Here is a 14,136-nt window from a genome sequence, read left to right on the forward strand (position 1 = left end):
AGTTTCATGAGCAAAGTAATTGGTATTGACTTAGGTACAACGAACTCTTGCGTTGCAGTTATGGAAGGCGGCGAAGCGGTTGTTATTCCTAACCCAGAGGGTGCGCGTACAACTCCTTCCGTTGTAGGCTTCAAGAAAGACGGTGAACGCATCGTCGGTGAAACAGCGAAGCGTCAAGCGATCACGAACCCTGATCGTACGATCAGCTCTATCAAGCGTCATATGGGTACTAGCCATTCGGAATCTATCGAAGGCAAGTCGTATTCTCCACAAGAAATTTCCGCGATGATTCTTCAAAAGCTGAAGTCCGATGCGGAAGCGTACTTGGGACAACCGGTAACGCAAGCGGTTATTACCGTTCCTGCTTACTTCAACGACTCCCAACGTCAAGCGACTAAAGATGCTGGTAAGATTGCGGGTCTTGAAGTGCTGCGTATCGTGAACGAACCAACTGCGGCAGCGTTGGCTTACGGCGCTGACAAAGGTGAAGACCACACGATCCTCGTATATGACTTGGGCGGCGGTACGTTCGACGTATCCATTCTTGAACTTGGCGACGGCTTCTTCGAAGTTAAAGCTACAAGCGGCGACAACCGTCTTGGCGGCGACGACTTTGACGATGTGGTTATGGAATACTTGGTTCAAGAGTTCAAGAAAGAGAACGGCATTGACCTGAGCAAGGATAAAGCAGCTGTTCAACGTCTGAAGGATGCTGCAGAGAAGGCGAAGAAAGAATTGTCCGGCGTATTGACGGCAACAATCAGCCTTCCGTTCATTACAGTAGTAGACGGCGTACCTCAGCACTTGGAAATGAACTTGACTCGTGCTAAATTCGACGAGCTTACTCATCAATTGGTTGAACGCACGCTTGGACCAACTCGTCAAGCGATGCAAGATGCTGGCTTAACACCAGCTGAAATCGACAAGATCGTTCTTGTCGGCGGATCCACTCGTATCCCGGCTGTTCAAGAAGCAATCAAGAAGCTGACGGGTAAAGATCCATATAAAGGCGTTAACCCTGACGAAGTTGTAGCGCTTGGCGCTGCTGTTCAAGCAGGTGTCTTGACTGGTGACGTGAAAGACGTCGTTCTGCTTGATGTTACGCCTCTTTCCCTCGGTATCGAGACAGCAGGCGGTGTATTCACGAAGATGATCGAACGCAACACTACGATTCCTACTCAGAAATCACAAGTGTTCTCGACATACGCAGATAGCCAAACAAGCGTAGAAATCCATGTCCTTCAAGGTGAGCGTTCGATGGCTTCCGGCAACAAGACGCTAGGCCGCTTTATCCTGTCCGACATTCCACCGGCTCCACGCGGTGTGCCGCAAATCGAAGTATCGTTCGATATTGATGCGAACGGTATCGTTAAAGTTTCTGCTCTTGATAAAGGAACAGGCAAGAGCCAAAACATCACGATCACTTCTTCCTCCGGTTTGACGGATGAAGAAATCGACCGCATGATGAAGGAAGCTGAGCTGCATGCGGAAGAAGACAACAAACGTAAAGAAATGGTCGAAGTGAAGAACAGCGCCGACCAAATGATATATACAACGGAGAAGACGCTGAAGGATCTTGGAGACAAGGCTGATGCGGCTGAAGTTGAAAAGGCTAATGCAGCTAAAGAGAAAGTGAAAAAAGCGCTTGAAGGCGATAATGCTGACGAGATCAAAGCGGCAACTGACGAGCTGATGGAAGTTGTTCAGCAGCTGTCCGTAAAGCTGTATGAGCAGGCTGCTCAAGCACAGCAAGCAGAGCAAGGCGCAGCTGAAGGCGCGCCTAAGAAAGACAATGTGGTTGACGCGGACTACGAAGTCGTAGACGAAGATAAGAAATAAGCGTCGCCTTAATAGTCAAAGCCGGGATCATACTCGGCTTTGACTTTCCTTTTGTCTGGCATAGAGGTATGGAGAGAGAGGTGGAACAGTGGCAGATAAGCGCGATTATTATGAAGTGCTTGGCGTAGGCAAAGGCGCTAACGAGGATGAGATCAAGAAAGCGTATCGTAAGCTTGCGCGCCAATATCATCCGGATGTCAATAAAGCTGAGGATGCTGAAGATAAATTTAAAGAAGTAAAAGAAGCTTATGACGTTCTAAGCGACGGTCAGAAGCGTGCGATGTATGACCAATACGGTCACGTTGATCCGAATCAAGGTATGGGAGGCGGCGGATTCTCCGGCGACTTCGGCGGATTCGGTGATATATTCGATATGTTCTTCGGCGGTGGCGGTGGCGGCCGTCGCGATCCGAACGCTCCGCAGCGCGGAGGAGATCTGCAATATACGATGCAGGTTGAATTCAAGGAAGCGGCGTTCGGTGTCGAGAAGGACATCACGATTCCGCGCACGGAACAGTGCGATACCTGCTTCGGCAGCGGTGCGAAGCCAGGCACGAAGCCGGAGACGTGTTCAACTTGTCATGGCAGCGGTCAACAGCAGGTTGAGCAAAATACGCCATTCGGACGTATGGTCAATCGACGCGCTTGTTCGACTTGTCAAGGTAAAGGGAAGATTGTTCGTGAAAAGTGCGGTACATGTCATGGCTCAGGTGCTGTGAAGAAGAACCGCAAGATTCATGTTAAGATTCCTGCAGGTGCATTCGACGGCGCGCAGCTGCGAATGAACGGTGAAGGCGAAGGCGGTCAGCGTGGAGGTCCTGCGGGCGATCTATATATTGTAATTCGAGTGAAGCCGCACGAATTCTTCCAACGCGAGGATGATGATATCTATTGCGAGGTGCCGCTAACCTTTGCTCAAGCCGCGCTTGGCGATGAGCTGGAGATTCCGACGCTGCACGACAAAGTGAAGTTGAAGATTCCTGCAGGCACGCAGACAGGTACGCAATTCCGCTTGCGCGGCAAGGGTGTTCCTCATTTGCGCGGCAATGGCAATGGCGATCAGCATGTTAAGGTTATCATCGTCACGCCGACCAAGCTGAACGAAGAGCAGAAGGAAGCGCTGCGTCAATATGCGGCTCTTGGCGGAGAAGCAACGAATGGCGCTCATGAGCAATCTTTTTTTGAACGTATGAAGCGTGCTTTCCGAGGCGAATAACAAGATAAGAGGAAGTTCTACCGTCATGTTTATGACGTAGGACTTCCTCTTTTTCATACAACGCCTCACATCTGTTGTTGATCCTCGCGTTCCAGCAATAATCGCTCCAACTGCTTGCGACGTATCTTCTCCTTCTTGCGTCGTTCTCGATCTTCTTCCCGCAGCGCACGGGAGAGCGAGACAATCATGCAGAGCAGGATGACAGCGAACGGCAGCGCAGTCATAATCGATGCGGTCTGCAAGGCATCTAGGCCGCCGCTCAGTAACAGTACGGAAGCGATTAGGGATGTAAAGATACCCCATGTCAGCTTAATCGCCGTACTTGGATTCGGATTGCCTTGAGAGGACATCATGCCGAGCACGAAGGTGGCTGAATCAGCAGATGTTATAAAGAAGGTGACGATCAGAGCAATCGCAAGAATCGAAAGCATCGTACCAGCAGGCAACTGCTCTAGTGTAATGAATAAAGCAGATGTCAGATCGCGCTTGACAGCTTCTACGATAGGGGCCTTCTGAAATACCTCCAGATATAGCGCGGTGGAGCCGAATACAGCGAACCACACGAAGCTGAAGCCGCTCGGCAGCAGCAGTGTTCCGAGTATGAATTCCTTAATCGTTCGTCCGCGAGACACGCGTGCAATGAAGGAACCGACGAATGGAGCCCATGCGATCCACCATGCCCAATAGAATAGGGTCCACTCCGCGATCCATAGATCATCGGCAAAGGGAGTCAGGCGCAGGCTCATTTGTATAATTTCTTGCAGGTACGTTCCGAGCGTAGTTGTAAACATATCAAAAATGAACGAGGTTGGGCCTAGCAGCAACGTGATGAGCAGCAATCCAACGGCAATGATAAGATTGATGTTGGACAGGAGCCGAATCCCTTTGTCCAATCCTGATATAGAGGATATCAGGAACAGGACAGTCACGACGGATATAATGCAGAGCTGAACCACTGTATTGCTCGGAATGCCGAATACATGCGTTAGTCCGCCATTGATCTGCATCGCTCCAAGACCAAGTGAAGTAGCTACTCCGAAGGCTGTTGCGATAACGGCTAATATGTCGATCATTTTGCCAATTGGTCCGTTGATACGATCACCGAGCAGCGGCTGGAAGGTTGAGCTTATCAATCCTCTATAGCCCTTGCGGAATGTAAAATAGGCGAGCGCCAGCGAAACGAGCGAATATATGCCCCAAGGATGCAGTCCCCAATGAAAAAAGGAATAGCGCATAGCTGTTCGCGCCGCTTCGACGGTGAAGGGCTCAGCTTCAGGCGGATTCATAAAATGGCTTATCGGTTCAGCAACTCCCCAGAAGACGAGCCCTATTCCCATTCCCGCACTAAATAGCATGGCAAACCAAGATACATTCGAATATTCTGGATCGTCATCGTCATCTCCTAACCGAATTGACCCATACTTGCTGAATGCGAGAAATAGCATATAGACCAGTACGATCAACGCAGTAATGAGATAGAACCAGCCGAAGCGATTAGCTGTAAAGGCAAGCGCAATAGCTGCAGCTTCAGCTAAGCCTTGAGGCTCTAGGAACCCCCAGATTACGAAACCTAGTATGATGATAGTCGATATGATAAAAACCATAGTGATCCCCTTCCAGCATCTTTTTGCGAATACAAGAAGTATTCCCTTTCCGTTGGTAGACAAAACCTTGGAGTATGCAGGAAGTATTCGTGAGGATCGAGGACAGCCCTATAGTTAAGAATAAAAAGAACAGAACAACACAAAGTAACTCAGAACATACATGAAGGAGGTATTTATCAGCAATGAACAGACCGAAACAAGACCTTCCATCACAAGCGGGTTTGAAAGGCCAGCCGGCGGCGGGGCGATTGCCTATTGGGAAAGCGGAAGATGTTGAGTTTTCACCAGAGCTTGCTGACGCGGAAGACCTGATCGCCTTGAAACGTGCAGAGTCGGCGGATGCGCGCGCGGAGCAGAAATGAGTTACTTCGAAGCGAGATTTGCGGGCGTTGACGAAGCGAGGACTTGCGAGAGAAAGCTGCAGGCCTTGCGGATTCCACATGTAGAGATGACGGAAGACACAGCGGCTTCTGCGAGCGGCTATATTCTGCATGCAGATGTACCTGCTGGAATGCTGCCGATAGCGCAGGCTATCATTACGGACCATGCTGGACAGTGGTAGCAAATAAGCTTGAAACGATACAAACTCATTGCGCGGCTGGATGGTGGTTAGGTGCCAACTCCTGTCGTTGTAAGGAGTTTGTTTTTTGTGTACAATAGTAAGGATGTGGGTACGTCTGCGTCTAGAGGCGTCACAGAGAACAAGTTATAGTGATGAAGGGGGATGCACACGTGCATTGGCATGAATTAACGATACATACGACGGAAGAAGCGACGGAGATGATCTCTAACTTTCTTCTAGAAGCGGGAGCCGGCGGTGTAAGTATTGAAGAATCAGGAACGCTGAACAAACAGCGCGATACAACATACGGAGAATTGTATGATACGCCTCTAAATGATATCCCGGAAGGTCATGCGGTGATGCAAGGCTACTTCTCCGATGGCTCCGATCTAGCAGCAATCGAAGCCGAGATCAAGGAGCGCATAGAGGAGCTTCGTACCTATGATATTGATCCAGGTGAAGGCAGATTGAGCTGGCGTACGGTGAACGAGGATGATTGGTCATCTGCATGGAAGCAATACTTTAAACCGATGCGCATTACGGACCGCTTGACGATTAAGCCGACTTGGGAATCGTATACGGCGCAATCCGAGGATGAGCGCATCATTGAGATCGATCCAGGCATGGCGTTCGGAACCGGAACCCATCCAACTACGTCCTTGTGCTTAAAGGCGTTGGAATCCGTTATTCAAGGCGGAGAGGACGTTATCGATGTAGGTACAGGTTCAGGCGTGCTCGCGATTGGCTCTATGCTTCTTGGCGCTCGCCATGTATTAGCGATTGATCTCGATCCAGTAGCTGTAACAAGTGCTTCTACTAATGTCGAGTTAAACCATTTGAAAGATTCTATAACCGTTCACGAAGGCGATCTATTGCATATCTTGAACACTAGCGAGAACAGCGCAGAAGCTGGGCTTGGTGTGCAATTGCCTGTAAAGATCGTGGTAGCTAACATCTTAGCGGAGATTATCGTTCTGTTCATTGATGATGTTTACGCTGCGCTTCAATCGGGCGGATTTTATATAACGTCTGGGATCTACAACAACAAAGAACAGCTCGTGCATGATGCTCTGGTGGAGCATGGCTTCATCATGGAAGAGACGTTGCGCGAAGAGAATTGGGTGGCATTCATTGCTCGTAAACCATAATAGGAGGGCTTGACATTATGGATAATTTGGATCGCTTTTTGGCTGTCCCATTAGAAACGCTTCCCTTCTTGCTGCTTGTTCTTATGATCTCGTTTACGGTGCATGAGTTCGCACATGCCTTCTTCGCTTGGAAGTTTGGCGATCCGACAGCGAAGATGCTCGGGCGCGTGACGTTGAATCCGGCGAAGCATCTGGATGTATTAGGGACGCTCTTGTTCGTGATCGTAGGATTCGGTTGGGCTAAGCCAGTTCCTGTGAATCGCTCGAACTTCAAGAACGAGCGTTGGATGAGTATCGTCGTATCGGCGGCAGGACCACTTAGCAATCTCGTGATGGCTTTTATTGGTGTACTGTTGCTTCATGTATGTTTGAAGTTTGGCTGGATTGACTTCGCTGCCATGACTCGACCGATGGAAGCGTTGGATATATTCTTTAGTTACTTTATCACATACAATATCTTGCTGTTTCTGTTTAACTTAATTCCACTTCCGCCGCTGGATGGTTACCGAATTATCGAAGACTTGGCGCCGCGCCGCATTCGAGCTAAGCTGACACAGTTTGAGCAATGGTCTATTTTCATCTTTATGTTAATTGTGTTTATACCGCCTTTACGGAGTGTTACGCTTGATCCACTGTTCAGTCTCATTCAACCGATCTACATGAATTTCAGCAAGGCTGCTTATTTCTTGGTCGGTGGATGATAATTATAATTGGAAAAAAGATGTCAATGGTAGCGATGGCAGTGCAAAACGTGTATGATGAGGAATGTTGATTACGATGCAAAAATACTTTGTTGCTCCCGAGCAGTTCGGAGAGCATGGGATTGAGATAACGGGACAAGATGCCCATCATTTGAAGAATGTAATGCGCGCCAAGCCGGGCGAGAAGTTTCTCGTCAGTGATGGGGAAACGCGCGAAGCGCTGGTAGAATTGGAATCCTTTGAGGATCAGATGGTCAAAGCGCGAATCGTCGAAATAAAGGCATGGGACCGAGAGCCTGTGTATCATATCGTCATTGCCCAGAGCTTGCCGAAGGGCGATAAGATGGAGCTTATTATTCAGAAATGCACAGAGATTGGAGCGGCTGGCTTCATTCCGTTCATCTCTGAACGAACAGTCGTGCAGTACGATGCGAAGAAGGAAGCCAAGCGTATTGAGCGTTGGAGCAAGATCGCGAAGGAAGCGGCTGAGCAGTCGCACCGCAATCGCGTACCTGTTATCGATTCTTGCATGAGCTGGAAGCAGCTGCTGCAAGAAACTGCGCAATTCGATCTAGTGTTGTTCTGCTATGAGGATGAGCGAGGGACGATGCTGCGCGATGTGGCGGCGCCGTTCGTCGCCGAACGCAAGGCAGAAGCGCGTGATAGCCGCGTGCTGATCGTCGTTGGACCGGAGGGCGGGTTCGCACCGCGCGAGGTAGAAGAAATAACAGCAGCGGGCGCAATATGCGTCGGTCTCGGTCGACGCATTCTCCGCGCTGAAACAGCAGGCATGCTGGCACTCGCTTGTTTGCTGTACGAATCTGGAGAAATGGGGGGAGTGTGAACAAATGCCATCAGTAGCATTTTATACATTAGGTTGTAAAGTTAACTTCGTTGATACAGAGGCCATGTGGCAGTTGTTCAAGCAATCTGGCTATGAGCAGGTCGACTTTGAACAAACAGCGGACGTATATGTAATCAATACATGTACCGTTACCAATACAGGAGATAAGAAGAGCCGACAGATCATTCGCCGTGCTGTTCGCCGCAATCCTGACGCGATCGTTGCGGTAACTGGCTGCTACGCTCAAACTTCTCCAGCTGAGATTATGGACATTCCAGGTGTCGATCTCGTAATTGGCACTCAGGATCGCGATAAGCTTATGGAATATGTTGGTCAGCTTCAAGCGGAACGTCAACCGATTAATGCGGTGCGCAACATTATGAAGACGCGCGCATTTGAAGAGCTGGATGTACCGGATTTCGCGGAGCATACGCGTGCGTTCCTGAAGATTCAAGAAGGCTGCAACAACTTCTGCACCTTCTGCATCATTCCTTGGTCGCGCGGCTTGTCCCGCAGCCGTGAACCGGAGAGCGTCCTCAAGCAGGCGCGACAATTAGTCGCTGCAGGCTACAAGGAGATCGTATTGACTGGTATTCACACTGGCGGGTACGGGGATGATCTCGAGAATTATGATCTGACGGATCTTCTCTGGGATCTGGATAAGATTGAAGGCCTGGAGCGCGTTCGTATCAGCTCGATTGAAGCAAGCCAGATTGATGAGCGCATGATCGAGGTGCTGAACAAGTCTTCGAAGATGTGCCGCCATTTTCATATTCCGCTGCAAGCGGGTACGGATGAAGTGCTGAAGCGTATGCGACGCAAGTATACGACTGCAGAATTTGCTGAGAAATTGGCGCGTATTCGTGAGGCCATGCCGGATGTGGCGATTACAACTGATGTTATCGTCGGATTCCCAGGTGAAACGGAAGAGCTGTTCCGCGAGAGCTATGAGTATATGAAGCGTGTCGGATTCTCTGAAATGCACGTATTCCCATATTCAAAGCGTACAGGCACACCTGCAGCACGTATGGAAGATCAAGTTGATGAAGATCTGAAGCATGCGCATGTTCAGGAGCTGATTGAGCTTTCCGAAAAGATGCAGCTCGATTATGCGAAGCATTTTGTAGGAGAAGTGCTGGATGTCATACCAGAACGCAATTCCAAAGGAACATTGCCAGCCGGCCATGTAATGGGACACTCCGACAACTATTTGCAGGTCATGTTTGAAGGCGATGAGTCATTGGTCGGTAAGCTGTGCCGCGTGAAGATAACCGAGTCAGGCGTTAATGAGAATCGCGGCGTACTTGTGCGCGTTCTCGATTCGAGCATGGATCAAGCTGTTAATATGTAATCATAAGGGGAGGATTTCAGCTGTCTTGTGAGAGACTCGATGAAATCCTCTTTCTGTTCGGTTACGATATACATATCGATGATAGGAGGTATTCGGAATGAATCGGAAGGAAATATCAGCAGGCGGTGTCGTTTACCGTGAAAGAGAAGGTGCTGTCGAGATTCAGTTGATTCAGGATCGTTACGGCAAAGTGTCGCTTGCAAAAGGCAAGATGGAAGCAGGAGAGACTGTGGAAGAGACGGCGCTCCGTGAGATCGTAGAAGAAACAGGCATTCGCGGCCGCATTATCGCGCCGATCGACGTCATTCGGTATGAGTATGTACATCCTGAATACGGCACAGTAGATAAAGAGGTTCACTACTTTCTGGTAGAAGCTGAGGGCGGCGATCTGCAGGCGCAGGTTGAAGAAATACGCGGTGTAAGCTGGTTCACGCCGGAAGAAGCATGGAAACAACAGAGGGAATTCGGGTATGATAATAACGATAGCATCGTTCGACAAGCATTCGAACGATTACAATTGAATGTGAAGGGATGATCAACGATGGAACCGAAGGCAATAGCTTCTTATATCGACCATACCTTGTTGAAGGCGGATGCGAATCAGGCGCAGATTGAGCAATTGTGCAAGGAAGCGATCGAGCATCAATTTTATAGCGTATGTGTAAATGGGGTGTGGGTTCGCACATGTGCAGAGCTGCTAAAAGGATCAGGCGTTAAGATCGCTGTTGTAGTCGGCTTCCCGCTGGGAGCAAATTCAACTCAATCGAAAGCGTTTGAAGCTGCGCGTGCGGTCGAAGACGGTGCGGAAGAGATTGATATGGTACTGCAGATTGGTCCATTGATGGCTGGCGATCACAAGCTGGTGGAAGACGACATTCGCGCAGTTGTTAACATGGTGCAAGGCAAAGCAATTGTTAAAGTCATCTTTGAATCCGGTATGCTGACAGATGAGCAGATTGTAACAGCTTGCCGCCTGTCTGAAGCAGCCGGCGCGCACTTCGTGAAGACTTCGACCGGCTTCGGTAAAGGCGGAGCAACGGTTGAGCATATTCGTCTCATGCGCGCGAGTGTATCTCCTTCCATCGGGGTTAAAGCCTCTGGCGGAGTTCGTGATCGTGAAACAGTGCTGGCGATGATCGAAGCGGGCGCGAACCGAATCGGAGCAAGCTCTGGCGTACAGATCGTCAGCGGACACGCTTCCACACCTGGAGATAGCACAGCGGGAGCGCAATCAGAGAACTCGCAATATTAAAGATCGTTTGCGCATGAGCGACCTGAGCCGCTTCATTGCTGGATATCCATGAGGAAACCGCATGAAGCTGCGGCAGCAGGGGATAGAAGATCAATGCGCCGCCTACATTGAGCGCAACATGGCTCCAGGCGACGAATTGCCCGCTGCGTGAACCTCCGATGGAGGCAATGATCGCGGTGAAGCAAGTGCCTACATTGGAACCGATGACGATGGCAATGCCGACTTCGACCGGCATCGCGCCGGTAGCGGCCAATCCCATCGCAAGCGCGATGATAGCGGCACTGCTGTGGACGACGGCGGAAATGACCATCCCTGCCGCGAGCGCCCACAGCAAGCTGACTTGAGAGCGCTCTAGGAACCAGGTGAACAGTCCGCGCGCTTGCAGCGGTTCGCTCACCATCTTCATCCACTCGATTCCGAGCAGGATGAACGAGAAACCGGCGATTGCGATTGCTGCATATTGCATCGGCTTCCACCAATGCTGCATGCGCGGAATCAGATTAGGGACGATGTCGTCTGCGATGACGCCCCATATCCATAAGGCAGCGGCAGCTATCATCAATGGAACGGCGTATTGATTAATATTAAGCCCGATCAATTCGGTTGTGAGCGTCGTTCCTACGTTGGTTCCGAGGATGATGCCAAGCGTTCGTGGAAAGGTCATGAGACCAGCATTCACGAGTCCGATGGCGATGACGGTTATCGCTGTGCTGCTCTGCATAACAGCTGTCATAATCGAGCTGAATACCATACCGCGAATCGGAGTGCGGGTTGAATGATGGAGCATGCGCTGAAGGTAGGGACCGGCCCACAGATGCAGTGCGAATTCCATCGTTTTCATGCCAAATAAAAACAGGGTTAAGCCGCTCAACATGGGCAGCAGCAGTTCTTTAAACATAGCAGGCTCCTTGTCCAAATATCTTCAAGAACAGAGATAGTGCTTAGATATACCGCAGGTATACTGAGTAGGATATTGTTACATATGTATGCGCTCCATGGGACAACCATGACAAGCCTTTCTGGGCAGAGTGCAGACAGGAGTCTGAGCGGAGGGGAAACTTATCGAAAGCAATATACAGCGCCCTGCAGTGGTGCTCGTCAAATCGCGCAAGAAGCGGATTGAGCGTTCGCATCCATGGGTATATCAATCAGAAATTGAACGTGTCATCGGGGAGCCGGAGCCAGGCTCGCTTGTCGATGTTCAGAATGAAAAAGGAAAGTATGTCGCGACTGGCTATTACAATGCGGCATCTCAAATAACGGTACGAGTTGTTTCTTATGAACCGGATATTGAAATGAATACGGAGTTCTTTATTAAGAAATTTCAAGACTGTCTTGCGCAACGCAATCGATTCCTTCCTGGTGCTACCGCATATCGCCTTGTTTATGGTGAAGCAGACTTTTTGCCGGGCCTCGTTGTGGATCGATTTGACGATGTGCTGGTCGTGCAGATTGTCACGCTCGGCATGGATGTCCATCGCGAAGCGATCGTAGAGGCGCTTGTACAGGTGATGCAGCCGAAGGGAATCTATGAGCGCAGCGATGTGCCGATTCGTGAGCGGGAAGGCCTTGAGCAGCGCACTGGCGTGTTGTACGGGGAATGCCCGCGTCATGTTCAGGTGAGAGAGAACGAGCTTCTTATCGAAGTCGATATTGAGGAAGGCCAGAAGACGGGATATTTCTTCGATCAGCGTGAGAATCGAGCTTCGATCGCGCCGTTGATGACGGGCTGGGGAGCTAGAAGTGGGATTCAGCTTCAGGACGTAGAGACGGATGCAGGTGTGATCGAGAAGCTGCCAGTGAACGCGAATGGCAAGACCGTAACCTTTCCTTGGTGGGATGGCGCGACGGTGCTGGAGTGCTTCGCTCATACCGGAAGCTTCACCTTGCATGCTTGCAAGTACGGTGCGAAGAAAGTAACCTGCCTCGACATCTCTGATCATGCGATTCAAAGTGCGAAGCGCAATGTGGAATTGAATGGCTTCACAGATCGCGTGGAATTCGTTGTAGCGGATGCATTTGACTATTTGCGTCAACAGGTGCGTGGTCAGGATGAGCGTTCGGAGCGCGCTGAAGTGCTGCGCGAGGGCGGCAGCGCAGAAGGAAAAGGCAAGAAGAAGATCGATACCTCGAGAGCGTTGACCGCTGGCGGCGGACGTACGTGGGATGTCGTGATCCTCGACCCTCCTGCGTTCGCTAAGACACGCAGCGCGGTTGAAGGTGCTTATCGCGGCTACAAGGATATTAACTTGCACGGGATGAAGCTCGTCAACGAAGGCGGATATCTGGTGACCGCAAGCTGTTCGTTCCATATGCGCCCGGATAAGTTCATGGAAGCTATATTGGATGCGGCACAGGATGCGGGTAAGGTGCTGCGCCTGATCGAGTGGCGCGCAGCAGGCAAGGATCATCCGCAGATTGCGGGTGTGGACGAAGGGCATTATCTGAAGTTTGCCGTGTTCGAAGTAAGAAGCAAATAGTGACTCGATATGAAGAGCAGCAGTTTACGACGCGGGTTTGTCGTGGAATGTTGCTCTTCATTTTACATGGACATCGTGTGATGAATCTCTGGCGGTATGAAACATCTTAGCCTTGCATTCTGTCTACTCCGAGCTTCTATAAATATGGTCTGATCATGGCGATTGCTTGATCCGCGCATCGTTTGTAGCCTAGCTCTGTCAGATGAAGGCGATCTTCACAGATATGGGCTTCCATGTCCGTTCGAACCAATTGATTCAGATCGTTAATCGCGATGTTTTTCGATTGCATTAAAGCAACCGCAGCATCGTTGTAGCGGTCTATTTCAGCATTGCTTCTGACGACGGTATCAGGAGGTACGGGAATGGTAGTGGCAAATATAATCTTAGCTCCAGTTCGCTCCAGCTCGTTAATAATTCGCTTTAAATTTTCCACATATTCATCCAGTGAAGTTAAGGCTTCGACCATCGGCGCTTCATGATGCAAATCCCATAGACCGTTGTTCCAATGAACGACATCAGGAGTTCCGAACTCTTTAATCCACAGATTTACACCCCATAATGTGTATTTGGAATAGCGACCGTTATCCTCAGATCCCCATACATGTGCCTCTCCTTTCAACCCTTCTTGAATGTAAGGTTGGTAGCCAAGCCGTATGGAATCGCCGAGCAGCAATACCTTTTTCATCTAAATCACTCCGTTCCTAATGATTTTAAAAGTAATATTAGACACAGTTGATACCATTCAGAGTTTGATCTTGCATGCAAGAATACTATTTTTACCAATGAGTAGTCAATCCGTATTCTCATATTTATAGATAACGATTTTGCGTCTTTGCCCTCAGCCGAGGTGAAAAAGCAGCTGAGATGTCGTAAATTAACGTCTCAGCCGCAAAATGCGCCTCGTAAAGAGAGTCTGAGGGTCTGAGACGTCGAAAAATAGCGTCTCAGCTCTCAAACGAGGCAAAAAAGCAGCTGAGACGTCGTAAATTAACGTCTCAGCCGCAAAATGCGCCTCGTAGAGAGAGTCGGAGGGCCTGAGACGTCGAAAAATAGCGTCTCAGCCCTCGAACAAGGCAAAAAAGCAGCTGAGACGTCGTAAATTAACGTCTCAACCGCAAAATGAGCCACGCCGAGTGAGT

14 protein-coding genes are annotated in these 14,136 nt (G+C 49.8%); 11 read left to right on the top strand and 3 right to left on the bottom strand.

Annotation, left to right across the window (positions count from 1 at the left end; genetic code table 11):
• The first annotated feature begins 6 nt into the window (after nucleotides 1–6).
• Nucleotides 7–1,839, top strand: a complete 1,833-nt coding sequence (gene dnaK / locus AC3WTP_RS03055; RefSeq protein WP_492393107.1) for a molecular chaperone DnaK — start codon at nucleotides 7–9, stop codon at nucleotides 1,837–1,839.
• Between the two features lie 88 nt (nucleotides 1,840–1,927).
• Nucleotides 1,928–3,055, top strand: coding sequence for a molecular chaperone DnaJ (dnaJ, locus tag AC3WTP_RS03060; protein ID WP_492393108.1), 1,128 nt, complete (start codon nucleotides 1,928–1,930; stop codon nucleotides 3,053–3,055).
• Nucleotides 3,056–3,120: 65 nt separating this feature from the next.
• On the opposite strand, the gene AC3WTP_RS03065 is transcribed toward dnaJ, so the two are convergent.
• Complete coding sequence (locus AC3WTP_RS03065; RefSeq protein WP_492393109.1) at nucleotides 3,121–4,659, bottom strand: glycine betaine uptake BCCT transporter; 1,539 nt, start codon at nucleotides 4,657–4,659, stop codon at nucleotides 3,121–3,123.
• 182 nt (nucleotides 4,660–4,841) lie between these two features.
• Here AC3WTP_RS03065 and AC3WTP_RS03070 point away from each other — a divergent pair, with 182 nt between their 5' ends.
• From AC3WTP_RS03070 to deoC, 8 genes are all read left to right on the top strand, one after another.
• A complete protein-coding gene (locus AC3WTP_RS03070; protein WP_458568625.1) occupies nucleotides 4,842–5,021 on the top strand; it encodes a YfhD family protein in 180 nt (59 codons plus the stop codon).
• Entirely contained in the window at nucleotides 5,018–5,221 is a 204-nt protein-coding gene (locus tag AC3WTP_RS03075; RefSeq protein WP_492393110.1) for a hypothetical protein, read from the top strand. The genes AC3WTP_RS03070 and AC3WTP_RS03075 overlap by 4 nt, the downstream gene beginning before the upstream one ends.
• Before the next feature lie 170 nt (nucleotides 5,222–5,391).
• Entirely contained in the window at nucleotides 5,392–6,369 is a 978-nt protein-coding gene (gene prmA / locus AC3WTP_RS03080; protein WP_492393111.1) for a 50S ribosomal protein L11 methyltransferase, read from the top strand.
• A 17-nt stretch (nucleotides 6,370–6,386) separates the two neighbouring features.
• The gene (locus tag AC3WTP_RS03085) at nucleotides 6,387–7,070 is read left to right on the top strand and encodes a site-2 protease family protein (protein WP_492393112.1); all 684 of its coding nucleotides are present in this window, start codon (nucleotides 6,387–6,389) and stop codon (nucleotides 7,068–7,070) included.
• Between the two features lie 76 nt (nucleotides 7,071–7,146).
• Nucleotides 7,147–7,914 (top strand): RsmE family RNA methyltransferase, encoded by a 768-nt coding sequence (locus tag AC3WTP_RS03090; protein WP_492393113.1) that lies wholly within the window; start codon nucleotides 7,147–7,149, stop codon nucleotides 7,912–7,914.
• A gap of 4 nt (nucleotides 7,915–7,918) precedes the next feature.
• Entirely contained in the window at nucleotides 7,919–9,265 is a 1,347-nt protein-coding gene (mtaB, locus tag AC3WTP_RS03095) for a tRNA (N(6)-L-threonylcarbamoyladenosine(37)-C(2))-methylthiotransferase MtaB (RefSeq protein WP_492393114.1), read from the top strand.
• 97 nt (nucleotides 9,266–9,362) lie between these two features.
• On the top strand, nucleotides 9,363–9,800 hold the full coding sequence (locus AC3WTP_RS03100) for an NUDIX hydrolase (protein WP_492393115.1): 438 nt from the start codon (nucleotides 9,363–9,365) through the stop codon (nucleotides 9,798–9,800).
• A 6-nt stretch (nucleotides 9,801–9,806) separates the two neighbouring features.
• On the top strand, nucleotides 9,807–10,517 hold the full coding sequence (gene deoC, locus AC3WTP_RS03105) for a deoxyribose-phosphate aldolase (RefSeq protein ID WP_492393116.1): 711 nt from the start codon (nucleotides 9,807–9,809) through the stop codon (nucleotides 10,515–10,517).
• Here the strand turns inward: deoC and AC3WTP_RS03110 are convergent.
• Nucleotides 10,450–11,415: a Na/Pi cotransporter family protein gene (locus AC3WTP_RS03110; RefSeq protein ID WP_492393117.1), complete on the bottom strand. Its 966-nt coding sequence runs from the start codon at nucleotides 11,413–11,415 to the stop codon at nucleotides 10,450–10,452. The genes deoC and AC3WTP_RS03110 overlap by 68 nt on opposite strands.
• 190 nt (nucleotides 11,416–11,605) lie before the next feature.
• On the opposite strand from AC3WTP_RS03110, the gene AC3WTP_RS03115 reads away from it, so the two are divergent.
• On the top strand, nucleotides 11,606–12,997 hold the full coding sequence (locus tag AC3WTP_RS03115) for a class I SAM-dependent rRNA methyltransferase (protein ID WP_492393118.1): 1,392 nt from the start codon (nucleotides 11,606–11,608) through the stop codon (nucleotides 12,995–12,997).
• A gap of 136 nt (nucleotides 12,998–13,133) precedes the next feature.
• Here the strand turns inward: AC3WTP_RS03115 and AC3WTP_RS03120 are convergent, their stop codons facing one another.
• Entirely contained in the window at nucleotides 13,134–13,682 is a 549-nt protein-coding gene (locus tag AC3WTP_RS03120) for an SGNH/GDSL hydrolase family protein (RefSeq protein WP_492393119.1), read from the bottom strand.
• Nucleotides 13,683–14,136: the final 454 nt, after the last annotated feature.

Source organism: Paenibacillus sp. EB106-04-04-XG159 (assembly GCF_058791835.1).

What these genes read in the sequence shown, in the direction of transcription:
- dnaK (WP_492393107.1), top strand. Translation starts at nt 7, where the DNA reads ATGAGCAAAGTAATTGGTATTGACTTAGGTACAACGAACTCTTGCGTT.
- AC3WTP_RS03065 (WP_492393109.1), bottom strand. Translation starts at nt 4,659, where the DNA reads ATGGTTTTTATCATATCGACTATCATCATACTAGGTTTCGTAATCTGG.
- AC3WTP_RS03070 (WP_458568625.1), top strand. Translation starts at nt 4,842, where the DNA reads ATGAACAGACCGAAACAAGACCTTCCATCACAAGCGGGTTTGAAAGGC.
- AC3WTP_RS03075 (WP_492393110.1), top strand. Translation starts at nt 5,018, where the DNA reads ATGAGTTACTTCGAAGCGAGATTTGCGGGCGTTGACGAAGCGAGGACT.
- AC3WTP_RS03085 (WP_492393112.1), top strand. Translation starts at nt 6,387, where the DNA reads ATGGATAATTTGGATCGCTTTTTGGCTGTCCCATTAGAAACGCTTCCC.
- AC3WTP_RS03090 (WP_492393113.1), top strand. Translation starts at nt 7,147, where the DNA reads ATGCAAAAATACTTTGTTGCTCCCGAGCAGTTCGGAGAGCATGGGATT.
- mtaB (WP_492393114.1), top strand. Translation starts at nt 7,919, where the DNA reads ATGCCATCAGTAGCATTTTATACATTAGGTTGTAAAGTTAACTTCGTT.
- AC3WTP_RS03100 (WP_492393115.1), top strand. Translation starts at nt 9,363, where the DNA reads ATGAATCGGAAGGAAATATCAGCAGGCGGTGTCGTTTACCGTGAAAGA.
- deoC (WP_492393116.1), top strand. Translation starts at nt 9,807, where the DNA reads ATGGAACCGAAGGCAATAGCTTCTTATATCGACCATACCTTGTTGAAG.
- AC3WTP_RS03110 (WP_492393117.1), bottom strand. Translation starts at nt 11,415, where the DNA reads ATGTTTAAAGAACTGCTGCTGCCCATGTTGAGCGGCTTAACCCTGTTT.
- AC3WTP_RS03120 (WP_492393119.1), bottom strand. Translation starts at nt 13,682, where the DNA reads ATGAAAAAGGTATTGCTGCTCGGCGATTCCATACGGCTTGGCTACCAA.